Below are 23,038 nucleotides of genomic sequence, written 5' to 3'. Positions count from 1 at the left end.
TTGCTCTCGGGCCCAATAGGTATGAAGGTCAAAAACCTCCAGAGGGGAACAGCTCATGCGGCGGCACTGGGAGGAGTAGGCCGCCAAAGGTGCATCAGCTGTAGTCGATATGGTGTTTAATTAAGCAATGTGCAAGGGAATGATGCGCATGTCAGCCATGCGAATACTGCATGGCTGCTGTCATGGCTAAAAAACAGGCAGGCATCCGATGCCATATACTCCGGCAGCTTCATATGCCGGTCAGAAGTTCCAGTTGCGGGCCTTGCTGATCAGGAAATCACGGAAGGCCTTGAGTTTGGCCGCGTTTTTCATTTCCTCGGCATAGCAGAAATAGGTGTCGAAGGTCGGAATGTCGGCGGGAAGATTGAGCTGCACCAGCGCCAGATCGCGGTTGATCATGTAATCGGGCAGCAGCGAAATTCCCGCGCCATTGAAGGTGGCCCGCCGGATTGCCGGCAGATTGTTGATCTGGAGTTGCGCCTGGCGCCGGTTTTCCGGTGTGCGGCCGGCTGTTTCAAGCCAGTTCACGTCGGTGAGATAGGCCGGTGCGGGTTCGCCGAAAGTGATGATTCGGTGGTTGTCGAGATCGTCGATGGTCTTGGGCTCACCGTGACGCGCCAGATAGGCCGGCGACGCATAGATATGCATATGCACGGTGAACAGGCGACGCTGGATCAGGTCCGGCTGTTGCGGCTGGCGCAGGCGGATGGCGCAATCGGCCTGGCGCATGTTGACGTCGAGTTCCTCGTTGTCGAGCAGCAATTGCACCTGAACATCGGGATACAGTGTCTGGAACTCCTGCACCTTCTCGGTCAGCCACCCCTGACCGAAGCCGACCGTGGTGGTGACACGCAATTTGCCGGACGGCCGCTCGCGGGTTTCTGTCAGCTGGTTGCGCACCGATTCCAGCTTCATCAGCACTTCGTGGGCTGTCTGGTAGAGGATTTCGCCCTGTTCGGACAGGATCAGGCCACGGGCATGCCGGTGAAACAGCTTGGCGCCGATGTCCATTTCCAGTGCGGAAACCTGCCGCGAGATGGCGGATTGCGACAGATGCAGCTTTTCCGCCGCATGAGTGAATGAGCCCGCCTCCGCGGCGGCATGAAATATGCGCAGTTTATCCCAGTCGAGTGGCATCACGCTCTCGTCCCCTTGGCCCGTTGTTCGGGCCTTTGTCTGGCGCTTGTGCGCCTATTCGGCAGCTTCCGCGTGCCTGGCGTGACCAGCCAGATAGCGCTCGGCCTCCAAAGCCGCCATACATCCCATACCGGCCGCCGTGACGGCCTGGCGGTAAATGTCGTCTGTTACATCGCCCGCGGCAAACACGCCGGGAACATCCGTGGCAGTCGAATCCGGCGCTGTCCACAAATAGCCGTTCGGCTTGTGCTTGAGCTTGTCCTTGAACAGGCTGACGGCAGGCGCGTGCCCGATGGCAACGAAGACACCGTCAATCGGCATGTCGGTGCTGACACCGGTCTTGCGGTTCTTCAGCCTGACGCCGTTGACCGAGGCGGGCACCGGCGGCTGAGCCGGCGTTCCCAGATATTCCACCACTTCGGTGTCCCAGATCACGTCGATGTTGTCTTTTTCGAACACCCGCTGCTGCAGGATCTTTTCCGCACGGAAGGAATCGCGGCGGTGAACCATGGTGACGTGCGCGGCCAGATTGGACAGGTACAGCGCCTCTTCGACCGCAGAATTGCCGCCGCCGACGACGATGACATTCTTGCCGCGGTAAAAGAACCCGTCACAGGTGGCACAGGCGGAGACGCCAAAGCCCATGAAGTCCTTCTCGGACGGGATGCCCAGCCATTTGGCCTGTGCACCGGTTGCGATGACCAGTGCATCGCAGGTCCATACTGCGCCGGAATCCGTGGTCACGGTAAACGGCCTGTTGGTCAGCTCGACCTCGGTGACAAGGTCGTTGACGATTTCCGCGCCGACATGTTCGGCCTGCTTGAGCATCTGCTCCATCATCCAGGGGCCCTGCACCGGTTCGGCGTAACCGGGGTAGTTTTCCACGTCCGTGGTGATCATCAACTGGCCGCCTTGCTCCATGCCGGCGATCAGCACCGGATTGAGCATGGCCCGCGCCGCATAGATCGCGGCAGTGTAGCCGGCAGGGCCGGAGCCGATGATGAGGACGGGGACGTGACGAGTGGACATGGAACGATCCTGAAACAAATGTTGCGGATGCCAGTTTGGGGCATCCCGGATGGGGCATCAATGACGAAAGCCAAGATAATGGCGTGAAACGTCATTTTGAGGTGCGACTTACCACCATTTAGGTGCGAGCAAGGCAGTGTTTCAAGCTTCGCAGCAAAGTTACGCACAGAACTTCGCGTCAAGAAAGCCGCCGAGGCTTTACAGATGCTGCGCACTGACGCAATTAAGTTTCGCTGTCCTGCCCTTTTGAGGCCGGACAGCTGTGCTGGAAGCAGGGAAATTTTCATGGCGATCAAGGCCGAACTCGATGCGATTGACCTCAAGATCCTGCGGGAGTTGCAGAAGGACGGGCGCATGACGAATGTGGATCTGTCGGAGCGCGTCGGCATTTCCGCACCGCCGTGTCTCAGGCGCGTTCGCAAGCTCGAGCAGGCCGGCATCATCCGTGGTTACCGGGCGCAGCTGAATGCGCCAAGCCTCGGGTTTGACCTGGTTGCTTTCTGCATGGTCGGGCTCAAGCACCAGACGGATGCAAACCTGAAGGCGTTTGCCGCCAGGACCATCGAGTGGCCGATCGTGCGGGAAACCTGGATGGTGTCGGGCGAAAGCGATTTTCTGCTGCATTGCGTGGCGCGCAATCTCAGCCATTTCCAGGATTTCGTCATCGAGGAGCTGACCGCGGCAGAAAATGTCGACACGGTCAGGACCATGCTGACCATCCGCCAGGTCAAGGATGAGGGGCAGGTGGCGCTTTAGGCGGCTCCGAAAGATGATGGAGGCAGATGGATGAAGCCGACGATCAGCGCCGTCATCATCACCCGCAACGAGGCTGAGATGCTGCCCGGGTTGCTGGAGAGCCTGCACTTCTGCGATGAAATCGTGGTGGTCGACAGCCACAGCGACGATGCCACCCGCGACATCGCCGCGTCGTTCAACGCCCGGGTGACTGCCCGCGATTTCAACGGGTTCGGGGACCAGAAGGAGTTTGCCCGGACGCAGGCAAAGTGCGATTGGGTGTTGTCGCTTGATGCCGATGAACGGGTTCCGGCGATACTGGCGGAAGAAATCCTGTCCACGGTTGCAGCTGCCGAATACGACGCCTACCGGATCCCGCGGCTGTCGTTTTTCCTCGGCAAGCCGTTCCGCCATTCCGGCTGGTGGCCGGATGCGCCGCTCAGGCTGTTCCGCTGTGACGCTGCCAGGTTCAATTCAAAAATGGTGCATGAGTTTGTCGAAACCGACCGGCCGACCGGCACGCTGTCCAATCATATGGACCATTTCACCGTGCGCTCGCTCGAGCAGGCGCTGGCCAAGGCGCATCTCTACTCAGCGCTTGGCGCCCAGCAGCTGAAAAAGACAGACCGCAGTGTTTCGCTTCTGAGCCCGTTCGCTCACGCGCTGGGGGCATTCGTGAAGACCTATGTCATCAAGCGCGGGTTTTTCGGCGGGGTCGAGGGATTTGTGAATGCCTGGATCCACGGCCAGACCGTGTTCTGGAAATACATGCTGGTCTATGCCGATCGCCGCAGCGAAAAGCGTCGGCAGCGGTAAGTCAGCTTCACAGCTACGGTGTTCAGGCGCCGGCCAGGCGGTTATAGATTTCCAGGTGCCGGGCATGAAATGTCTCGAGCGAGAACAGGCCCCGGGCGCGGATGGCGGCGGCATCGCCATAGTCCCGGCGCATGGCGGTATCCTCGGTCAGGGCAATCAGGTTTTGCGAAAACTGTTCGGCGTCACCCGGCGGGCTCAGAAGCCCGGTTTCCCTGTCGCTGACGGCTTCGACGATGCCGCCTGCCGTGGTGGCAACCACCGGCTTGCCGGCCCATTGCGCGGTGCAGAGGCTGGAGCCAAGCCCTTCTTCGCGTGAGGCAAGGGTGACGATGTCGGCGCCCTTGATCAGTGAGGCGATGTCATCGCGCCAGCCAAGAAAGGTCACCCTCGGCAACCCGGCCGCCTGCCGCCGCATCGCTGCAAGCGCAGGCCCGTCTCCGGCCAGGACAAGATGGGCGTTCGCGGATGTCTTCTGCGTCCGTTCCCAGGCCTTGAGCAGGGTGGCGTGGTCCTTTTCGGCGGTGAAGGCCGCTACGCAGAGGATGAGCGTGGTGTCGTCGCCAAAGCCAAGGCGTTCGGGCAGGGCAGCGGCAAGTGCTGCCTCGTCGACCGCATCGTGAATGATCTCGATCCGGTCGCCGGCAACGCCGCCGTCGCGCAAGGCCTGGTAACCGGCCCTGGAAATGGTGATGAACTGATCGACGGCGCGATAGAGCAGTCCGCCGCGGCACTCGAAGGCATTGCGCCGCGAGAAGATCAGCCGCTGCCGTCCGCCGAGCTTGGCTGCCACCGCCGTCTTGTGCGCCCGGTTGGAATGGGCGTGAACGAGATCGATATCGTGAGCGTGAAGAAAGGTTCTGATCTTCAGGATAGAGCCCGGATCAAGCAGGCCGCGGCAGTTGACCGGCAGCCTGGCAGCACCCGCGGGGAGGGCCGCGTAAAGCGCCGATGCGCGCGGGACGCCATAATGCTCGATAATGCCGGGCTTGGTCTGTCCTGCCAGCAGCAACAGCTGGTTTTCACCGCCGCGAAGTCCGGTTTCGCTGGACAGATGCAGCAGGTTCATCGCCCGTCACTGCCCAGAAGCTCTGTCAGCCGCCCGGCAAATCCGGAGCGGATGGCGTCGAACCCCTCCCATGCGCGGGCGCCGATCCGGGCCTTGTCTTCGGTGGACATCGTCATCGCCTTGATGATGGCCGCCTCGAGCGCAGCCTGATCGACCTGAAAGCAGGTGCCGAGATGACGCGGGGTGCTGGAAGCTGCCTCGACCAGCAGGCCGGTATCGGCATTCACGAGTTCATTCATCGGCGGAGCGTCGGTGGTGATCACCAGCGCGCCGGTCGACATCGCCTCGACGATGTAATGCCCCCAGCCCTCGGCTTGCGACGGGCAGAGGTGAATGCCGCAGGTATTCTGCAGTGTCCGCATGTCGTCGTCATCAAGATACTCGCTGATCAGCCTGACATTGTCCGGAACCGAGGGCGGCGCCAGACGGGCGTTCATCACCAGCGTCAGTTCGGGCCATTCCGGGTGGGCCTGCCACGCGGCCAATACGGCTTCGGTGCCCTTGAGCGTGCTGGCGCCGGCAATGTGGACGAAAGCGCCATAATCCTTGGGCGTTGCGGGTGACGCCCTGTCTTCCGAGGTGAAGCCCAGGTGAAATGTCCTGGCGCCGTGAGCCGAGAATATATCGACAGCGTGGCGGCTCTTGCACAGCACCAGATCGATATGGCGCAGCCGCCCGAGGTGGCGGTGCGGAAAGCGTTCCTGATTGGGCAGGAGATAGTGGATGTCTGCGGCTGAATACCAGGCGGGATAGACCCGTTCGATATGGATCGCGATGCGTGCGCGCCGGGTTCTCGTGAGCCGCTCCATAAGCGGCCTGCTCTTGTGATCGGCGTGGCCGATGATGTGGGGGAGGCCGGCGTTGCGGATTGCCTCTTCCAGCAGCAGGCTGTCCTTGGTCAGGCCGTATTTCGAGTCCTTGCCGATGATCAGGATATCAAGCATGGGCTTTCTGCCAAACCTCTTCATAGGTCTCGGAAAGCCGTTTTGCCTCGCCCTCGATGGTGAAGTTGGCCAGCACGTGCGGCCGCGCCCGTTGCGCGGCGGCATCGCGCCGGGAATCGTCATCCATGAAGTCAGCCGCCGATGCGGCGAGCGCGTCGAGATCGTCTTTGGCCACCACCACGCCGGTTTCCGCGGCGCCCTGGGCGATGATTTCCTGAAACGCGCCGACATCGGTGGCGACCACCGGCACGCCGCTGGCCTGTGCCTCGAGCGGGGTCAGGCCAAAGCCTTCCCAGCGCTGCGGGGCGACAAAGAGATCGAGCGCGCGATACCATTCATTGATTTCGGGGTGCTCGCCGACAAACAGGATCCGGTCTTCGAGGTTTGCCGCGGCAACGCGGGCCTTGAGCCCGGCGAGAAAGGATGCGTGACTGGCGGTGGCGCGGCCGGCGACGATGGCGCTCCAGCCCGGCCGCGACGGCAGCAGCCGGATCATCGCGTCGACAAACAGATCGGTGCCCTTCTGGCGGCGGATCCGGCCGAAGCAGCCGGCCAGCTTCTGGCCCGGCGGCAGGGCCAGCGCACGCCGCACTTCAGCCCGGTCAGCCGATGGCGAAAACCGCTCGGCGTTGATCCCGTGCAGGCTGACGCGGTGCGGTACCTTCAGGTAGGACGCGGTCTTGTGGCTGGTGGCGATCACCCCGTCCATGCGGGAAATCAGGAACCGGGTCCAGCGCGAATGCACCCGCTGCGAGGCGGAGGTGAACACCAGCCCGAGCGGCATGCGCAGGATGTCGCGCATGACCAGGCCCATCAGCATTTCGACATTGCGCCTTGCATGCCAGATCCGCGATGGCCGGCCCGCGGGCGCGCGCCACAGGCGCGGCAGGTCGACAAGGCGCAGCACTGGCAAGTGACCGGGCAGGCCGGGGCCGAAAACGGCGATCTTCTGCCCAAGCCGGTTTTGCACCGGAATCAGCTGAATGATCGACGTGGTCACGCCGGACAGACGCCGCTTCAGATTAGGGGCGATGACAAGGGTCGAGGATGGATCGGCAAGCATGGGATCGCACCCTGAACCTGGTTGCGGAAGCGGGGGATCAGCCCCACTTCACCTCAAGGATTTCATAGGCCTTGGAACCGCCCGGCGCGACGACCTCGATGGAATCGCCCACCGACTTGCCGATCAGGGCACGCGAGATCGGCGAGGAAATCGAGATCCGGCCCGCCTTCACATCGGCTTCCTGGTCACCGACAATCTGGTAGGTCCGCTCTTCCTCGGTGTCCTCGTCAACCAGTCTGACGGTGGCGCCGAACTTGATCGTGTCGCCGGACATCTTGGACACGTCGATGATCTCGGCGCGGGACGTGTAGTCCTCCAGCTCGCCGATGCGGCCTTCATTGTGACTCTGGGCTTCCTTGGCGGCGTGATATTCGGCGTTTTCCGAAAGGTCGCCATGGGCACGTGCTTCGGAGATCGCCTCGATGATCCGCGGCCGTTCGGATTGCTGACGCCAGCGCAGTTCTTCTTGCAGCTTGGCGTAGCCTCCTTGCGTCATCGGAACCTTCTCAACCATCAGTCTTTTCCTTGTCTATTTCGTCCTGACGCCAGTATCACCGGCGGCAGGACACAAAAATAAAACGCACCCCGAGGCGGATGCTTCGGAGCCGTTCCAGAGTTTCTTTTTTCAGGCTTATCAAATTTGGTAACAAAATTCACCTGAAAAAAGAGGTGGCAAACCGCTGTTCCGGGCGGGGTGCGAAACGCGGTAATTTGCCCGGTTCTACTTCGGTGTCATGATGGTGCATTACAAGTGCTGATTTAGCGGAGAGCGGCATGGCCCCTGTCAAAGTTGCGACATTCAACCTTTACCATTTCGCCGCGCCGGGCATTTTCTGGCATGAGCGAAAGCTCTCGGCGACCTATTCGCCAGCGCAATGGACGGAGAAGAAGGACTGGATCGCCGGCGTCGTGGCCCGGATGAATGCGGATGTGATCGGCTTCCAGGAAGTGGTCTCGCATGAGGAACTGGCAGAGCTGATGGCGGCGAACGGGTATCCGCATTTCTTCTGCACCGGGCACCCGTTGTTCGATCCGGAAGACCCGGCGGTCTATGTCAACGCCTCGGTGGCAATCGCCTCGCGGCATCCCTTAGTCAGTGTCCGTCCGCTCTCTGGCGTTGCCGGCCTGCCTGCCGACACGGTGATCGATGATGACTTCAATTTCTCCCGTACCCCGGTCGATGCGGTGATCGACCTGCCGGGAATCGGCGAGACGAGGTTCTTTGTCTGCCACTTCAAATCGCAGGGCGCCTTTGTCGATGACGACGAGATCGATGCGCTTTCAGACTGGGACGCCAAGATCCGTGCCGCCTACATGGCGCGGGCCATGTCGGGCGTGAACCAGGTGGCCAAGCGGGCCGCCGAAGCGGGCACGATCTATCGCATGTTCCGGCAATCGATCGACGCCGATCCGGATGCGCCGGTGATCCTGCTGGGCGATCTCAACGAGGCACCGGGCTCGCACACGATCTCGATCCTGACCCAGGCCGACCGGGTCTGGTCCTGGGGCAGCGTTGCGGCCGATGCGATCCCCGAGGCGTTCGCCTATCTTAAGCATGTCTACAAGCTCTATGACAGCTTCAACCTAGTGGTGATGCAGGGGCTGTCCCGGCCCAACACCCATGGCGGCATCATTTCCGGCTCGGTGCTGGATTATTGCGTGGTCTCCAACGGGCTCAACCCGAAAAACCCGCGCCGCCGCGGAACAGTGATCAAGACCGAGGTGCTGGACGCGCATTTCGAAGCCGGCCTGCCGAAGGACCGCTCGTCGGACCATGCGCCGGTGGTGACGACGATCGAGGGGATGAGCGTGGGGGAAACGTACGGGCCTTTGTGACCGATTTCAGTGACATGTATTGGTGTTGGTGTTGATCATTCGAAAAGGCGAATATTCGTGTGAGTACAATTTCAGCTTGCGTGATTTCCTTCGATTCTATTTCATGAATCGTGGGGGGATCACACATGAATCGAGTATTTGCATTCTTCTTTCTCATGTCATTGGCAACCGCTTCGCTATTTTTGTCTCCAGCAGCGGCTCAAGAAGGTGCGGTCCTGGACTGCAAATCATTTTTACCAGGACTGATGGTCGAAACTGAGGCTGAGCAGTTCATCTCGGCCCAGATCTGCGATGAGCATGTGATCAACATCGACCTGAGCTGGTGGGATAGTGAGGATTTGCCTTGCAACCCAGCTGAGATTGAAGGGGAGGTGCCCGAACACAGGAAAGTCGGAGGCGAGTTTCTGGAGCGCATCCTCGGCGCTCTTGCTTCTGGCGCTTATATGGTGCGCCCAAGATTCTCCATCAGTTGCGCTCAGATAACAAGCCAACTGAATCTTAGCTATCGCAAGATACATCCGGCTGTTTTCTTCAATAATGTGCATTTTCTGGATGGTATCAATGCGCAATCCGCGAGATTTAATCGCAGTTTTGGATTGAGTGGTTCAAGAATTGAAGGCGCCTTTAATGGCGATAATTTGAATGTCGAGGATTATCTCTTCCTTCGCGGTGGTGCGAAGTTCATTGGTAAGGTCGACCTGGGTAGGGCCCATATTGGTAGTAATTTGGAAGCGACCGGATCGACTTTCGAAAATGAGATTAATGGTAACGGCTTGAATGTTGGGGGCAGTCTTTTTCTGCGTGGTGGTGCGACATTTAAGGATAAGATCAATTTGATCAATGCGAATATTGGTTTGAATCTAGAAGCTGATGGATCGAGGTTCGAAGATGAGTTTAAAGGTAACGGCTTGAGTGTTGGGGGCAGTCTTTTTCTGCGTGGTGGCGGGGTCTTTAAAAACACCGTCCTCCTAAGGGGGGCTAAAATTGACGGCAATTTGGAAGCTGACGGATCTAGATTCGAAGGTACGCTTGATGGCGGTGCCATGGATGTTGGGGGCAGTCTTTTTCTGCGTGGTGGTGCGACATTTAAGGACAAGATCAATTTGATCAATGCGAATATTGGTTTGAATCTAGAAGCTGATGGATCGAGGTTTGAAGATGAGTTTAATGGTAACGGCTTGAGTGTTGACGGCAGTCTTTTTCTGCGTGGAGGCGCGGTGTTCAAAAGTGCCGTCATCCTAAGGGGTGCCAAAATTGGTGGTATTCTGGATGCTATTGGATCGACATTCGAAGGTGAACTAAAAGGCGACACTCTAAAAGTACAGGGCAGTGTATTTCTTCGCGGCGGCACAACCTTCAAAGGCAGGGTCAACTTTGGCAATGCTGAGGTTGACGTCAATTTGGAAGCGACTGGGTCGACTTTTGAAGGTGAGTTTAATGGCGATGCTTTAAGAGTCCATGGCAGTGTATTTCTCCGCAACGGCGCAACTTTCAAGGATAGGGTTAACTTCGGAAATGCTACGATTGATATCAATTTGGATGCAACAGGGTCGACTTTCGAAGGTGAATTTAGTGCCGATGCTTTAAGAGTCCATGGCGGTGTATTTCTTCGCGGCGGCGCAACTTTCAAGGACAGGGTTAACTTCGGCAGGGCACGGATTGGGGTCAATCTGGAAGCTACGGGTTCGACTTTCGAAGGTGAGTTTGATTGCGATGCCTTGGATGTTGGTCGCAGTGTATTTCTTCGCGGCGGCGCGATTTTCAAGGGCAGGGTCAATTTTGGCTATGCTAAAATCGATGTCAATTTGGAAGCTGACGGTTCGACTTTCGAAGATGAATTTGTTGGTAACTACGCAAATTTGGGGAGCAACCTTTTTTTGCGCGCTGGAGCAAAGTTCAGAAAGAATATCAATCTGCGTAATTCGAGAATTGGTGGAAATCTAACAGCTAGCGGTTCAATTTTTGAAGGTGAGATCATCGCCGATGGTGTCAACGTGGGACAGAGTTTTTTCCTGCGTGGAAACTCTCACTTTATGAAACGTATCAACCTGATATCCAGCCGGATTGGCAGCCACTTGCAATTTGGTGCAAGTCGATTTGACGGTACTATCGATCTTACTGACGCAAGTGTCGGCGACGAAATTCTGATATCATCTCCAGCCGAGGCCCACGGACGACCGACATGGGGTGATGAGGCGGATCTCATATTCCGGAATACAAGAGTGCAGGCGTTGCAGGCAGAATTGCATGCATGGCAGCGCGAAGATGGCAGTTGGGTCAATACGGATCTGACGGGATTACGCTATGATCGACTTGGCGGTTTGTATGCTGAAATGGAAGGGGATAGCACCAATATGGCCGATGCAGATCCACGCTTACTAGTGGAGTGGATCGAGAATTCGCAAAGAGATCATGACAAGCGCTATGATCCACAGCCCTACAAGCAACTCGCCGACGCATTGGAGAATTCTGGAGCCGAGAACTCTGCTCATTATGTCCGCCATGCTCGCTACGAATATCGGCGACGCGCGGATACGACGCCGGTGTCCGAGAAAATTCTGCTCTTCGCATCAAACCTTGTGATAGGCCATGGTTACAAACCGGTCAGGGTCCTTTGGTGGTTTGGTGGCCTCGTGATGGCAGGGGTGTTGGTGGCGCGGGTCAGCAGGGCCCCGGAACTTGCCGGATTTCAGGCCAAGCTATGGTATTCCGTAGAAAACACATTTCCACTGATCGAATTCAAAGAGTGCCACAAACTGATTGAGCACCAGAATTCGTTTGCAGAAGCCTTGTTTCATATGCAGAAAATTCTCGGCTTTGCCCTAGCTACCATTCTTGTTGGTGTGCTCACTCTGCTTGGAAGTTAATGCCCAACTCCCCTCAACCCGCCTCAGAAATAGCTCTGCAGCGGGTGGACTTCGAGGTTGCCGGCCTTCAGTGCGGCGATGGCCTGGGCGGCCGACAGGCTGCCGGCCATGGTGGTGAAGTAGGGCACTTTCTGCATCAGGGCGGCGCGGCGCAGCGATTTTGAATCCGAGATGGTCTTGGCGCCCTCGGTGGTGTTGATCACCAGCTGGACCTGACGGTTGCGGATCGCGTCCTCGATGTGCGGGCGGCCTTCGAGCACCTTGTTGACGTGCTCGACCTCGAGACCCTGCTGGCCGAGATAATCGGCGGTGCCGGATGTCGCCATCACCTTGAAGCCGTTGCCGACCAGGATGCGGATGGCTTCAAGCACGCGCGGCTTGTCCTCGTCGCGGACGGAGACAAACACCCGGCCCGAGCGCGGCAGGTCGACGCCGGCGCCGAGCTGCGCCTTGGCGAAGGCCAGCGCGTAGTCGCGGTCGAGCCCCATGACCTCGCCGGTCGAGCGCATTTCCGGACCGAGCAGCGTGTCGACGCCGGGGAACTTTGCGAATGGGAACACGGCTTCCTTGACCGCGATATGGGTCAAGGTGCGATGGTTGGGCACAGCGCCGTAAGCCGCGAAGGCCTCGGCAAGGCTCTCGCCAGCCATCACCCGTGTTGCCACCTTGGCGATTGGCGAGCCGACGGTCTTGGCCACGAACGGCACCGTGCGCGAGGCGCGCGGATTGACCTCGAGCACGTAGATGACGTCGTCCTTGATGGCGTATTGCACGTTCATCAATCCGCCGACATTGAGTGCCTTGGCCAGCGCAATGGTTTGCACCTCTAGCCGGTCGACCATTTCGGGCGACAGCGTGTGGACCGGCAACGAGCAGGCGGAATCGCCCGAATGAATGCCGGCTTCCTCGATGTGCTCCATGATGCCGGTGACATTGACGTCGGTGCCGTCGCAGATGCAATCGACATCAACCTCGATGGCGTTGGTCAGGTAGGTGTCAAACAGCAGCGGATTGGTACCGAGCAGGGTGTTGATCTGGCCGGTCTTGTCGTTGGGATAGCGCGCCTTGATGTCCTCGGGCACCAGTTCAGGCACGGTGCCGAGCAGGTAGTTGGACAGGTTGGCCTCGTCGCGGATGATCTGCATGGCGCGGCCGCCAAGCACGTAGGACGGGCGCACGACCAGCGGGAAGCCGATGTCGGTGGCGACCAGCCGTGCCTGTTCGACGGAATAGGCGATGCCGTTGTTGGGCTGGATCAGGTCGAGCTTGTGCAACAGCTTCTGGAAGCGGTCGCGGTCCTCGGCCAGGTCGATCATGTCGGGCGCGGTGCCCAGGATCGGGATGCCGGCCTTTTCCAGGGCTTCTGCGAGCTTCAGCGGGGTCTGGCCGCCAAGCTGGACGATGACGCCCAGGAGCTTGCCGGCTTCCTGTTCCTTGGTCAGGATTTCGAGCACGTCCTCGTCGGTCAGCGGATCGAAATAGAGCCGGTCGGAAGTGTCGTAGTCGGTCGACACGGTTTCAGGGTTGCAGTTGACCATGATCGCCTCATAGCCGGCATCCTTCAGCGCGAAGGCGGCGTGGCAGCAGCAATAGTCGAACTCGATGCCCTGGCCGATGCGGTTGGGGCCGCCGCCGAGGATGACCACCTTGGTGCGGTCGGAAACCCGCGCCTCGCAGGCGAGCCTGCCTGCAAACTGGGTTTCGTAGCTTGAATACATGTAGGCGGTCGGCGAGGCGAATTCGGCGGCGCATGTGTCGATGCGCTTGTAGACCGGGCGCACGCCCATGTCGCGGCGCAGCTTGGCGACTTCATGACCGTGCTTGCCGGTGAGCGAACCGAGCCGCGCATCGGAAAAGCCCATCGATTTGATCAGCCGCAGGTTTTCGGCGTCGGTCGGCAGGCCGTGCTCGCGGATGCGGGCTTCCATGGCGAGGATTTCCTCGATCTGGGCCAGGAACCACGGGTCGATCCTGCAGATCGAATGTACTTCTTCGGCGCTCATGCCAAGTCGCAGGGCCTGTGCCACCATCCTGAGCCGGTCCGGTGTCGGGGTGCCGATGGCGGCCTTGATGGCGTTTTCATCGTCGCCTTCGCCAAGACCGGGGATTTCGATCTCGTCGAGACCGGTAAGCCCGGTTTCAAGACCGCGCAGCGCCTTCTGCAGGCTTTCTGCAAATGTGCGGCCGATTGCCATGACTTCACCGACCGATTTCATCGCGGTGGTCAAGAGTGGCTCGGCGCCGGGGAATTTCTCGAAGGCGAAACGCGGGATCTTGGTGACGACATAATCGATCGACGGCTCGAACGAAGCCGGCGTGGCGCCATGGGTAATGTCGTTTTCCAGCTCGTCGAGCGTGTAGCCGACGGCGAGCTTGGCCGCGACCTTGGCGATCGGGAAGCCAGTGGCTTTTGAGGCCAGCGCCGAGGAGCGCGAAACACGCGGGTTCATCTCGATCACCACCAGCCGGCCATCGGCCGGGTTGACGGCGAACTGGACGTTGGAGCCGCCGGTCTCGACGCCGATCTCGCGCAGCACCGCGATCGAGGCGTTGCGCATGATCTGGTATTCCTTGTCGGTCAAGGTCAGCGCCGGGGCCACGGTGATACTGTCACCGGTGTGCACGCCCATCGGGTCGATGTTCTCGATCGAGCAGATGATGATGCAGTTGTCGGCGGTGTCGCGCACCACCTCCATCTCGTATTCCTTCCAGCCGAGCACCGATTCCTCGATCAGCACTTCGGTGGTCGGCGAGGCATCGAGGCCGCGCTCGATGATGTCGAAGAATTCCGAGCGGTTGTAGGCAATGCCGCCGCCGGTGCCGCCCATGGTGAAGGAGGGGCGGATGATGGCGGGCAGGCCGATCAGATCCAGCGCCTGGGCAGCCTGGGCCATGGCATGGCTCATGTAGCGCTGCTTGCGGTCGGACTCGCCGAGGTTCCAGGTGTTTTCCAGCGCGTCGAGCGCGGTGTCGAGTTCGTCGCCTGTCAGCCTGGCGCGCAGTTCGGCCCGTTCGGTCTCGTGCAGCTTGCGGTCGGTGTCCTTGATCTCGGTGGCGTTGGCGAGAAACGAGCGCGGTGTCTCAAGCCCGATGCGGGCCATTGCCTCGCGGAACAGGGCCCGGTCCTCGGCCATGTCGATGGCAGCCGGCTTGGCGCCGATCATCTCGACATTGTAGCGCTCGAGCACGCCCATGCGCTTGAGCGAGAGTGCGGTGTTGAGCGCGGTCTGGCCGCCCATGGTCGGCAGCAGCGCGTCGGGGCGCTCGCGGGCGATGATCTTGGCCACGACTTCCGGGGTGATCGGCTCGATATAGGTCGCGTCGGCAAGGCCCGGATCGGTCATGATGGTGGCCGGGTTGGAGTTGACCAGGATGACCCGGTAGCCCTCTTCCTTCAGCGCCTTGACGGCCTGCGTGCCGGAATAGTCGAATTCGCAGGCCTGACCGATGACAATCGGCCCGGCGCCAATGATGAGAATCGACTTGATATCGGTACGTTTTGGCATGGTCCGGGTCCCTGTTGTGCGGGCTTCGCGCAAAAAATTCCCCGTCGGATACCACCGGTCGGGAGAGGCCATGCGCAAAATCTGAGGCTAGACGCGGCTTATAGGGAAATGTTGCGCAACGCGAAACCCCAAAAGCGGGATTGTTTGGGGGAAAGTGTTCTCTTCGGGACGCATGCCCGGTGCAATGAGCGCATCAAACGGCGAGGTTTGGATGGCTGACCGAAAACAAGACAGCGCGCGCAAATCACCGGCGCACGATCGGCCTGCAGATTCGGTGATGCGGGACGTTCCCGGACATTTCCGCCTTGCCCGTTTCCACGGTCCGTGGAGCCAACCCAAATGCGCACCATCGCTTTTCCGGCGTCAGGGGAAGAGGTTCGCAAAACCGGCTTTCCTTAGGGTTGTCTGCCACCCTGATCCTGAGCTGACGGTTTGCCGCATCCGGTCCGGCCGGACCTCGGAATTTCCACTTCCGTAACACTTTTTTAAATCTGGTGTAGCAATTTCCATGCACAACCTATTGTATGTAAAGTTAAGAATCTCCGATGATTGCCATGCTGAAGAGTTTCAGTGCAGGTGTCTGGCGTCGGCTGCGTGAAGATAGCTGGTTTTACGCCGTGGTCATTGGCTATACCGCGGTCGGTCTCGTTTATCTTTTTGAGTTCGGCCAATTGGGTCGGACGGCGCATGCGGATTATATCGAACCTTCGTTCGTGGTGTTTCTGTGCTGGATGCCTGCAACCGCGATCATGCTTGATGCGGCGCGCATCGTGTTTCGCTTCAACAGCCGGCGGATGCTGGCGTTCAAGCGGACGTACTCCAGTGCCCGCATTGCCGCGCTGGCATCGGGCCTGATGCTGATGGTCGGGGTCACCTTGTTTCAGGGTACCTTCACCTCGATCAAGATATCCTTTGCCAACATTCAGGGCGGTTTCCCCTATGACCGCTATCTGGCGGACCTGGACGAGTTCCTGCATTTCGGCATCGCGCCCTGGCGTTATCTCTACGCGTTTGCCCAGCAGCCGATGGTGCGGACCATCGTTGAGGTGAATTACAACGTGTTGTGGCATCTCGTCTGTTTCGGCTCGCTGTTCTTTGTGGCGACATCGCCGCGCGCCGACAGGGTGCGGGCGCAGTACCTGACCATGTTCCTGTTCGTCTGGATCGTTCTCGGCAATCTGCTGGCAGGTCTCTTTCTGTCTGCCGGGCCGGCTTTCTACGGCGGTGTGACGGGCGATGACGCCCGCTTCGCCGGGATGCTGGCATTCCTGGGGCAAAGCGACTGGGTCAACTCCGCTGCCATGTTTCAGGATCACCTGTGGGAGCTCTACAAGCTGCGCCAGCCGGGTATAGGCGGCGGCATCTCTGCGTTCCCGAGTGTCCATGTCGGGCTGATCACCATGAATGCCTGCTTCCTGACCAGCTATTCGCGGCGGCTCGGGATCCTGGCGTTTGCCTATGTCGGTTTCGTGCAGGCGAGCTCGGTCTATCTTGGCTGGCACTACGCGGTCGACGGCTATGTCTCGATCATCGTCGTTACGCTGGCCTATTACCTGTCGGCAAAGCTGTTCCGACGGCAGGCCGCCGATACCCGGACGGACAAAACCTACACCCCTCCATTTACTGCGACGGTCTGAACCGGCATGTTCCTGCCGGCCGAGCCGGCCTTTTACGGTCGCGGCCTTCGATGCTGCCGCTCATCGGGTAGCGTTGGCCATTTCGATGGGTGAGGGGCTTGCCCTCGCGTTCATGGCAATCGAGGCTTGTTGGCGTGTTGCCGCTGGCGAAGTCTCGAAACGAGCTTTTGCCTTTGTCACCGAGTGGCTAGGCTTGCTGCCGGACACGGGATGATTCGGGGATGAAGCAACGTTGGGCAACAATCCGGTCAGACCAGTGCTTACGCGCAACGCTCCGCTTTTGCTTGTCGGCGCCGGTGCCGGTTGTGTTGTCCTTGCGGCGCTGCTGCTCAATTGGCTCGGCCCGTCCGGGGGGGACTGGATCATCTCCACGGACCGTGATTTCGCAAACTACTGGATTGCGTCCCGGCTGATACTCAGCGGCGATGTGCTGGACCTGTTTCGCGGGCACGAGGTGTATTTTGCCCAGATGCAGGCGGTGTTCGGTCCGGATGCGCCCTGGCGCAGCTGGAGTTACCCGCCAAGCTACCTTTTGTTGATGTGGCCGCTGGGGCTGATGCCCTACAGCCTGTCGCTTGCGGTGTTTCTGGTGGTCACATTGATCGTCTATCTGCATGCGGTATCGGTCGTTGCCGGGCGGGTCGAGGCAAATGTGGCGCTATTCCTCGTTCCATTCATCTGCGCCAACATCATCTACGCCCAGAACGGGTTCCTGATCGGAGCGCTGATGCTTTACGGGCTCGGCCTGCGAGACAGCCGTCCCTGGCTGGCGGGGCTTGCCATCGGGCTTCTGACGATCAAGCCGCAACTGGGGCTGTTGCTGCCGCTGCTGCTGCTTTACGAACGCCGCTGGATTGTGATCCTCAGCGCCAGTATGACGGCTGCAGCACTTGTGCTGATCTCGTCACTTGTGTTCGGGATTGAGGCCTGGACGGGATACATCACCGAGACCATCCCGTATCAGGCCTTTGTCATGCGCGAACTCGGAGGCAGCTTCCTGCAACTGTTGCTTTCTCTCTACGGGGCGCTGCGTCTGGAGGGAGTGGATGCGGCCGTGGCTCTGCCCATTCACATCGGTTTCGCAATTGTCGTGCTGGCCGCCTATGGCCTCAGTCTTTTTCTCGCGCCGGACAAGGACGCGCGCTCGCTCTGCCTTGTCATCGCCAGCCTGCTGATCACGCCCTATTCGCTGTCCTATGATCTTGGCGCGCTATCGGCGCTGGCCGCCTTGTGGGCCTGGCGGCTGCGGCGGCCTACGTCGTCCATGGGGCCGCAGCAATTGCTTTTCTACCTGATTGCGATGTTGCCGTTGCTGCAATGGTCGCTGGCCGCGAACCTCGGACTGTCGGTGACGCCGATACTCCTGAGCATCGGATTGGGCCTGTTGCTGTTTGAATTCCGGACCCGGCAATCCGCAAGCCCTTCGACCTGAACCTTCAGGCTGTGCAGAGACCGCAAGCGCGTCAATGACGCGGCTGCCAGGCCGGTTTGTACGGCCGTGCTATTTCTGCTTTTTCTGCAAGTCCAGTAGCCATTCCACCACGTCGGCCTTCTCGTGATCGAACAGGCGGAAGGTGGTCATGGGAAAGTGGTCGGCTTCGAGGAAGGCTTCGAACCAGGCGCGGTCGCGGCCTTCAATCGCAACAATTGCCGAGTAAGGCGGCGCCATGTCGGCGGTGAGTTTCTGGCCTTCGCGGACATGGCAGTCGCGGCACCATTCATCGACCACCTTCTGACCACGCTTGACGGCCGCGGTGTCTGCCAGGGCATTGGTTGGCGCCATCGGCAGGAGCAGGGCCGCGAGCATGAGGGTGCGGGCACCGGCAAAACCGATGAATGCTGCTCTGCTTGAAGATCGGCTGATTGTCATTGGTCGTGCTCGCTGTGTTTGTCCTTGGGTGATGCTGGCCCAGGCGGATCGCCCGCGCCATGATCGGGATCAAGCGTTCAGCTTCTCATCCTGTCGCCCCAGCGGGTTCGCACGCCTTGCATATGGCTGCGGCTGACCGGCAACAGCTGGCCGTCGGCGGTTTCCACGGTGAGCCGCGGGTTCTTGCCGCCCTCGCGGATGACGGATTTTACACCGGCATCGGATACCCAGTGCGAACGGTGGATCTGCCGGCCGGCATCACTGCCGGTTTCGGCAATGGCGTCGCCGAGCCGCATCAGCAGCAATTCGGTACCGCTGGTGGTGACAACCAGCACATAGTGGTCCTGCACCTCGAGCCGGATGAGGCTTCCGCGCTTTGCTACCGGCAAACGATCAAGCAGGGCCGGGCGGTCAGCCTGGGCCGGGGAGGCGGGCAGCGCCTGCGCCACATTGCCTGCGGATGGGGCGGGCGGGGTCGGCGCGGCTGCGCTGCCGGTACCGGGCTCTAACGCGGCGTCCGATTTTTCCACAGCGCTGAGGCTGAGCCAGGTCAGCAGCGAAAAGGCGATGGAGATCGGCAGCGCGATGAGAATGTTGCCCGAGATCATGGCGAGATTGAGCGGCCGCATCAGCAGCGCGAGATTGATCACGGTGATCGCCAGTCCCACCGGTAGGGCGGCGACTGCGGCGCCGACCAGCATCCGGATCATGCGCGAAGCCGTGCGCGTGCTCAGTGCAGCATCGAAAAACGAGATGCTGGCAAGCGCGCAGGCCCAGGTGGCGGCGTGCAGCACCAGCCAGTAGCCAAGCCGCGTGGGAAAGGCGAGCCGTTCATAGGTGCCGAACGGACCGGTCAGCACGAACAGTGCAACCACCAGCGCAAACACCAGCCAGAGCCGGGGCCGGGACAGCAGCGTGCGCAGTTCACGAAGCGTGGATTGCAGCAACGTGTCGCTCACGAAGTTCTCCGGGTTACAGACGCATCAGGCGTTGAGGATCGGCGGCGACCATGGCCGATGGGGACAAGTTTGGCAATCGAACCGCAGGCTTTTCGGATTTTTGGGAAACAGCGGTCCACAACAACGGAACCGATATCATGACGCTTGACCCCCTTCTCAATGCCAGCCCGGCGATCCAGTTTCACGTTCTCACCGTCGTGCCCGCGGCGCTGATCGGCGGTACCATGCTGATGATGCGGAAAGGCACTTACGCTCACCGGATGGCCGGCCGGGTCTGGATCGCGCTGATGGTGCTGACCGCGCTGTCGACGTTCTTGATTCACGAGATCGACCTGTTTTTCGGCTTCTCGCCGATCCACGTTCTTTCGATCGTGGTGCTGGTGAGCGCGGTCGAGGTTGTCCGCTCGGCGCGGCAGCGCAATTTTGTCCGTCACAAGCGCCTGGTCAAATCGCTCTATTTCGGCGGCATCGGCATTGCCGGCCTGTTTACGCTGCTGCCGGACCGGATCATGCATGCCGTGGTGTTCGGTTCTTCTGCGCCTGCTGGTGATGCGGCGCCGGTGTCCGCGCCGGTTGCGGGGCAGGTGGCAAGTGGCGCCCCGATCTGGGTCTGGCCGCTGCTGGTGGCGCTGATCGCACTCGGTGCAAGCCGCATGCGTGAGCGCGAGATGCCGGTCTGGCGGTTGCTGCTGCTGCCGGCTGTCCTGGTCGCGGTCTCCATGTTCAGCCTCGCAAGCGGCCAGGCCAGCGGTACGCAACTCAGCGCCGCGCTGGCGGGAGTGCTGGCCGGGCTGCTTGCCGGGTGGTGGTCGATGCGCTCCGCCGCGGTTGTCCGGCTTTCCGGAAACCGGATCCGGGTAAAGGGCGAGTTGGTTTCGCTGGTTGCCATCCTGGGAATCTTTGCCACCCGCTTTGCGGCCGGCGCCGTTGCGGCCACCGCGCCCGGGATGCTGAAAATGCAGGGGCTGGCGGAACTTTTCGTGCTGTTGCCGGCTTTCTGTGCTGCGCTGATGGCTGCGCGTGCGCTTGCACAGGCGGGATACAATCCCCTTGGCGCCGCACGCCAGCGGTTGACCGGGCAAGCCAAGTGTTGAAACTGCTGCTGGCGGCGCATACAAGCAACATCTAATGCCGTCAGGAGAATTGAAGCATGGATTGGAAAGGCCGTCGCCAGAGCGACAATATCGAGGACCGGCGCGGAACGTCGTCGCGTGGCGGCAATCCGTTCGGGCGCGGCGGCATCCGGCTCCCGTCTGGCGGCATCCGCCGTTCGGGCATGAGCTTCAAGACCATCGTGATCATCGGGGTAATCTATCTGGGGCTCAAACTCATCGGCATCGACCCGTTGCAATTGCTTGGCGGTAATTCCGGTGGACTGACGGGCGGACAAAGCCAAGCCGAACGGCAGGTGACGCCAGCGCGGCAGGACGAGATGACGCAATTCGTCGCCACGGTGCTGGCCGAAACCGAAGACGTTTGGAACGGCGTGATGAAATCGCAGGGACTGGATTATCCGGAGCCCAAGCTGGTGCTGTTTTCGAACGCGGTCGATTCCGCCTGCGGCAATGCCAGCTCCGCGTCGGGGCCGTTTTATTGCCCCGGCGACCAGAAGGTTTACATCGATCTGACGTTCTTTGACGAGATGGCGCAGCGCTTCAAGGCGTCGGGCGATTTTGCCCAGGCCTATGTGCTGGCCCACGAGGTCGGGCACCATGTTCAGAACCTGATCGGGGTGTTGCCGAAGTTCAACCAGATGCGCCGCTCGATGAGCCAGACCGATCAGAACAAGATGTCGATCCGGGTCGAATTGCAGGCCGACTGTTTTGCCGGCATCTGGGGCCACTACACCGCGCAGAAGGGTCTTCTCGAGCGTGGCGACCTGGAAGAGGCGCTCAACGCCGCCAAGCAGATCGGCGACGATACGCTGCAGCGCCGGACGCAAGGCTATGTGGTACCCGAGAGCTTCAACCACGGCACCTCGGCACAGCGCAAGGAATGGTTCGCCCGTGGTTTCGACAGCGGCCGGCTGGAAGCCTGCGATACCTTCAGCAACCCGGTGTAAACGCAACATTCGACCTTGGGGCAACCCCGGGCCATGTATAAAACGGGCTGCGCCGGTCGGGCGTGGCCTGTTTTGTTATCTGACCAGCCCGAAAGGTCGGTCCGGGCTGCGATCCCTGGCCTGGGCGTCTTCCGGGGAAGCTATCGGGAAATTCCCTGAAATGGCGGCGCATCTGGTATGGTAGGGCGAATTCTTTAACCATAAGCCCTTCGTATATTTACATAAAACGATATATTAGAAAATTAGAAAATACGTAAAAAACTTGTACCCGGTATTTTATGAATTGTTCCAAGATCGCAGTCAAAAGACGAAATGTGGAATCTCCAGCTGTCATGAAGACGGCCCGACCATCCGGCCTCCACATGTGAAATTCATCGTCAAAGTCACCTGGAATTCGCCCTAGCGTCAAACCTGACGCCTGCGTGTGGTGGCATCATCTGCAGGAGAATACATGAAAACTCTTTTCACACGGGGCATCGCCGTTTCCGCACTACTGGCAAGCACGGCGTTCGCTCTGCCGGCTTTCGCAGCGGACGACATGTTCGAGCATGTCATGACCATCGGTTCTGAAGGCGAAGGCGAAGGCCAGTTCAAGTATGTTGAAGACTTTGCATTTGACGGCAAGGGCAACATCATCGTTTCCGACGCGGCTCATGCCTTCATGCAGGTCTTCAACAAGACCACCGGTGAATTCGTCGCCCGCTTTGGCGGCAAGGGGTATGAAGATGCCAACCTGACAAAGCCGGAAGGCGTTTCTGTCGCTCCCGACGGTCGCATCTTTGTTGCCGACTACGACACCGGCGACGTGAAGATCTACGATGCCTCGTACACCTGGCTGCAGACCTTCAGCGAGTACGGTTCCGAGCTCGGCCAGAACTTCAAGTCGGAATTCACCGATATTCGTGACGGCAAGTACTACATGCCTGAAGCAGGCAACCATCGCGTCAACATCTTCGATCTCGACGGCAACTTCATCAAGGCTTTCGGCGACGGCGGCGACACTGAGCCGAACGCTGAAGAAGGCCTGCTCAACAACCCGGAATCGGCCAAGTTCAACTCCGAAGACAAGCTGTTCGTGGCCGACCTGAAGAACGACCGCGTCCAGGTTTATGATGCGGACGGCAACTTCCTGTTCGGGTTTGGCGAAACCGGTTCCGGCGAAGGCCAGATGAAGTCGCCTGCCGGCATCGGCTTCGATGCAAACGACAACGTCTATGTGTCGGAAATCGGCAATGACCGCGTCCAGGTGTTCTCCAAGACCGGCGATTTCATCACCATGTTCGGCAAGGCCGGCACCGGCGTGATGGAATTCGGCAATTTGCACGGTCTCACCGTCGATGCCGAAACCGGCTACATCTATGTTGCGGATACAAAGAACAACCGTATCCAGGTGTTCAAGCCCAAGGATCCGACCACGCTGGTCGCTGGTTAATCACCATCGCCAGCCAATGGCCATCATGTGCGTCGCGAGAGGCGGCGCACATGAGATTCTCATGCAAGATCGGGTTGTA

The 23,038-nt window shown here is 59.8% G+C and carries 18 protein-coding genes; 9 read left to right on the top strand and 9 right to left on the bottom strand.

The genetic code is table 11. The features are described 5' to 3' along the window. Positions 1-240: 240 nt before the first annotated feature. Together WNY80_RS20000 and trxB are read right to left on the bottom strand one after the other, a co-directional pair. Entirely contained in the window at positions 241-1,137 is an 897-nt protein-coding gene (locus WNY80_RS20000) for a LysR family transcriptional regulator (protein ID WP_342889168.1), read from the bottom strand. Positions 1,138-1,191: 54 nt separating this feature from the next. Next, entirely contained in the window at positions 1,192-2,166 is a 975-nt protein-coding gene (trxB, locus tag WNY80_RS19995) for a thioredoxin-disulfide reductase (protein ID WP_342889167.1), read from the bottom strand. Between the two features lie 285 nt (positions 2,167-2,451). On the opposite strand from trxB, the gene WNY80_RS19990 reads away from it, so the two are divergent. Together WNY80_RS19990 and WNY80_RS19985 are read left to right on the top strand one after the other, a co-directional pair. Beyond that, complete coding sequence (locus tag WNY80_RS19990; protein WP_342889166.1) at positions 2,452-2,922, top strand: Lrp/AsnC family transcriptional regulator; 471 nt, start codon at positions 2,452-2,454, stop codon at positions 2,920-2,922. 30 nt (positions 2,923-2,952) lie between these two features. Continuing rightward, on the top strand, positions 2,953-3,717 hold the full coding sequence (locus WNY80_RS19985; protein WP_342889165.1) for a glycosyltransferase family 2 protein: 765 nt from the start codon (positions 2,953-2,955) through the stop codon (positions 3,715-3,717). A gap of 22 nt (positions 3,718-3,739) precedes the next feature. On the opposite strand, the gene WNY80_RS19980 is transcribed toward WNY80_RS19985, so the two are convergent. From WNY80_RS19980 to greA, 4 genes are read right to left on the bottom strand one after another with little or no spacing between them, the layout of a single operon-like run. Continuing rightward, positions 3,740-4,783: a glycosyltransferase family 4 protein gene (locus WNY80_RS19980; RefSeq protein WP_342889164.1), complete on the bottom strand. Its 1,044-nt coding sequence runs from the start codon at positions 4,781-4,783 to the stop codon at positions 3,740-3,742. After that, on the bottom strand, positions 4,780-5,727 hold the full coding sequence (locus tag WNY80_RS19975; protein ID WP_342889163.1) for a glycosyltransferase: 948 nt from the start codon (positions 5,725-5,727) through the stop codon (positions 4,780-4,782). Before WNY80_RS19975 ends, WNY80_RS19980 begins: the two co-directional genes overlap by 4 nt. Continuing rightward, positions 5,720-6,790, bottom strand: coding sequence for a glycosyltransferase family 4 protein (locus WNY80_RS19970; RefSeq protein ID WP_342889162.1), 1,071 nt, complete (start codon positions 6,788-6,790; stop codon positions 5,720-5,722). The genes WNY80_RS19975 and WNY80_RS19970 overlap by 8 nt, the downstream gene beginning before the upstream one ends. Before the next feature lie 37 nt (positions 6,791-6,827). Further along, positions 6,828-7,304, bottom strand: a complete 477-nt coding sequence (gene greA / locus WNY80_RS19965; RefSeq protein WP_342889161.1) for a transcription elongation factor GreA — start codon at positions 7,302-7,304, stop codon at positions 6,828-6,830. A gap of 260 nt (positions 7,305-7,564) precedes the next feature. On the opposite strand from greA, the gene WNY80_RS19960 reads away from it, so the two are divergent. Together WNY80_RS19960 and WNY80_RS19955 are read left to right on the top strand one after the other, a co-directional pair. Continuing rightward, positions 7,565-8,626 (top strand): endonuclease/exonuclease/phosphatase family protein, encoded by a 1,062-nt coding sequence (locus tag WNY80_RS19960; RefSeq protein ID WP_342889160.1) that lies wholly within the window; start codon positions 7,565-7,567, stop codon positions 8,624-8,626. Between the two features lie 125 nt (positions 8,627-8,751). Further along, positions 8,752-11,493: a hypothetical protein gene (locus WNY80_RS19955; protein ID WP_342889159.1), complete on the top strand. Its 2,742-nt coding sequence runs from the start codon at positions 8,752-8,754 to the stop codon at positions 11,491-11,493. 23 nt (positions 11,494-11,516) lie between these two features. Here WNY80_RS19955 and carB read toward each other — a convergent pair whose 3' ends face one another. After that, a complete protein-coding gene (gene carB / locus WNY80_RS19950; protein ID WP_342889158.1) occupies positions 11,517-14,999 on the bottom strand; it encodes a carbamoyl-phosphate synthase large subunit in 3,483 nt (1,160 codons plus the stop codon). Between the two features lie 545 nt (positions 15,000-15,544). Between carB and WNY80_RS19945 the strand changes: the two genes are divergently transcribed. Together WNY80_RS19945 and WNY80_RS19940 are read left to right on the top strand one after the other, a co-directional pair. Next, positions 15,545-16,636 carry a phosphatase PAP2 family protein gene (locus WNY80_RS19945; protein ID WP_342889157.1) on the top strand — a complete coding sequence of 364 codons (1,092 nt, stop codon included), beginning with the start codon at positions 15,545-15,547 and terminating at the stop codon, positions 16,634-16,636. A 256-nt stretch (positions 16,637-16,892) separates the two neighbouring features. Then, positions 16,893-18,068: a glycosyltransferase family 87 protein gene (locus WNY80_RS19940; protein WP_342889156.1), complete on the top strand. Its 1,176-nt coding sequence runs from the start codon at positions 16,893-16,895 to the stop codon at positions 18,066-18,068. A gap of 69 nt (positions 18,069-18,137) precedes the next feature. Here WNY80_RS19940 and WNY80_RS19935 read toward each other — a convergent pair whose 3' ends face one another. Both WNY80_RS19935 and WNY80_RS19930 read right to left on the bottom strand, forming a co-directional pair. Beyond that, positions 18,138-18,506 carry a hypothetical protein gene (locus tag WNY80_RS19935; RefSeq protein ID WP_342889155.1) on the bottom strand — a complete coding sequence of 123 codons (369 nt, stop codon included), beginning with the start codon at positions 18,504-18,506 and terminating at the stop codon, positions 18,138-18,140. A 77-nt stretch (positions 18,507-18,583) separates the two neighbouring features. Then, complete coding sequence (locus tag WNY80_RS19930; protein WP_342889154.1) at positions 18,584-19,465, bottom strand: LytTR family DNA-binding domain-containing protein; 882 nt, start codon at positions 19,463-19,465, stop codon at positions 18,584-18,586. 137 nt (positions 19,466-19,602) lie between these two features. On the opposite strand from WNY80_RS19930, the gene WNY80_RS19925 reads away from it, so the two are divergent. From WNY80_RS19925 to WNY80_RS19915, 3 genes are all read left to right on the top strand, one after another. Next, complete coding sequence (locus WNY80_RS19925) at positions 19,603-20,559, top strand: DUF6622 family protein (RefSeq protein WP_342889153.1); 957 nt, start codon at positions 19,603-19,605, stop codon at positions 20,557-20,559. 56 nt (positions 20,560-20,615) lie between these two features. Then, the gene (locus WNY80_RS19920; RefSeq protein ID WP_342889152.1) at positions 20,616-21,527 is read left to right on the top strand and encodes a neutral zinc metallopeptidase; all 912 of its coding nucleotides are present in this window, start codon (positions 20,616-20,618) and stop codon (positions 21,525-21,527) included. Between the two features lie 451 nt (positions 21,528-21,978). After that, entirely contained in the window at positions 21,979-22,959 is a 981-nt protein-coding gene (locus WNY80_RS19915) for a 6-bladed beta-propeller (RefSeq protein ID WP_342889151.1), read from the top strand. Positions 22,960-23,038: the final 79 nt, after the last annotated feature.

The sequence above is a fragment of the Hoeflea sp. AS16 genome (assembly GCF_038900095.1).
Taxonomy (GTDB): Bacteria; Pseudomonadota; Alphaproteobacteria; order Rhizobiales; family Rhizobiaceae; genus Hoeflea.
Note: the sequence above shows the minus strand (reverse complement) of the source record. Positions and strands in the feature narration are given on the sequence as shown.

Coding starts and splice junctions, on each gene's coding strand:
- WNY80_RS20000 (WP_342889168.1), bottom strand. CDS start 1,137: ATGCCACTCGACTGGGATAAACTGCGCATATTTCATGCCGCCGCGGAG.
- trxB (WP_342889167.1), bottom strand. CDS start 2,166: ATGTCCACTCGTCACGTCCCCGTCCTCATCATCGGCTCCGGCCCTGCC.
- WNY80_RS19990 (WP_342889166.1), top strand. CDS start 2,452: ATGGCGATCAAGGCCGAACTCGATGCGATTGACCTCAAGATCCTGCGG.
- WNY80_RS19985 (WP_342889165.1), top strand. CDS start 2,953: ATGAAGCCGACGATCAGCGCCGTCATCATCACCCGCAACGAGGCTGAG.
- WNY80_RS19980 (WP_342889164.1), bottom strand. CDS start 4,783: ATGAACCTGCTGCATCTGTCCAGCGAAACCGGACTTCGCGGCGGTGAA.
- WNY80_RS19975 (WP_342889163.1), bottom strand. CDS start 5,727: ATGCTTGATATCCTGATCATCGGCAAGGACTCGAAATACGGCCTGACC.
- WNY80_RS19970 (WP_342889162.1), bottom strand. CDS start 6,790: ATGCTTGCCGATCCATCCTCGACCCTTGTCATCGCCCCTAATCTGAAG.
- greA (WP_342889161.1), bottom strand. CDS start 7,304: ATGGTTGAGAAGGTTCCGATGACGCAAGGAGGCTACGCCAAGCTGCAA.
- WNY80_RS19960 (WP_342889160.1), top strand. CDS start 7,565: ATGGCCCCTGTCAAAGTTGCGACATTCAACCTTTACCATTTCGCCGCG.
- WNY80_RS19955 (WP_342889159.1), top strand. CDS start 8,752: ATGAATCGAGTATTTGCATTCTTCTTTCTCATGTCATTGGCAACCGCT.
- carB (WP_342889158.1), bottom strand. CDS start 14,999: ATGCCAAAACGTACCGATATCAAGTCGATTCTCATCATTGGCGCCGGG.
- WNY80_RS19945 (WP_342889157.1), top strand. CDS start 15,545: ATGATTGCCATGCTGAAGAGTTTCAGTGCAGGTGTCTGGCGTCGGCTG.
- WNY80_RS19935 (WP_342889155.1), bottom strand. CDS start 18,506: ATGACAATCAGCCGATCTTCAAGCAGAGCAGCATTCATCGGTTTTGCC.
- WNY80_RS19925 (WP_342889153.1), top strand. CDS start 19,603: ATGACGCTTGACCCCCTTCTCAATGCCAGCCCGGCGATCCAGTTTCAC.
- WNY80_RS19920 (WP_342889152.1), top strand. CDS start 20,616: ATGGATTGGAAAGGCCGTCGCCAGAGCGACAATATCGAGGACCGGCGC.
- WNY80_RS19915 (WP_342889151.1), top strand. CDS start 21,979: ATGAAAACTCTTTTCACACGGGGCATCGCCGTTTCCGCACTACTGGCA.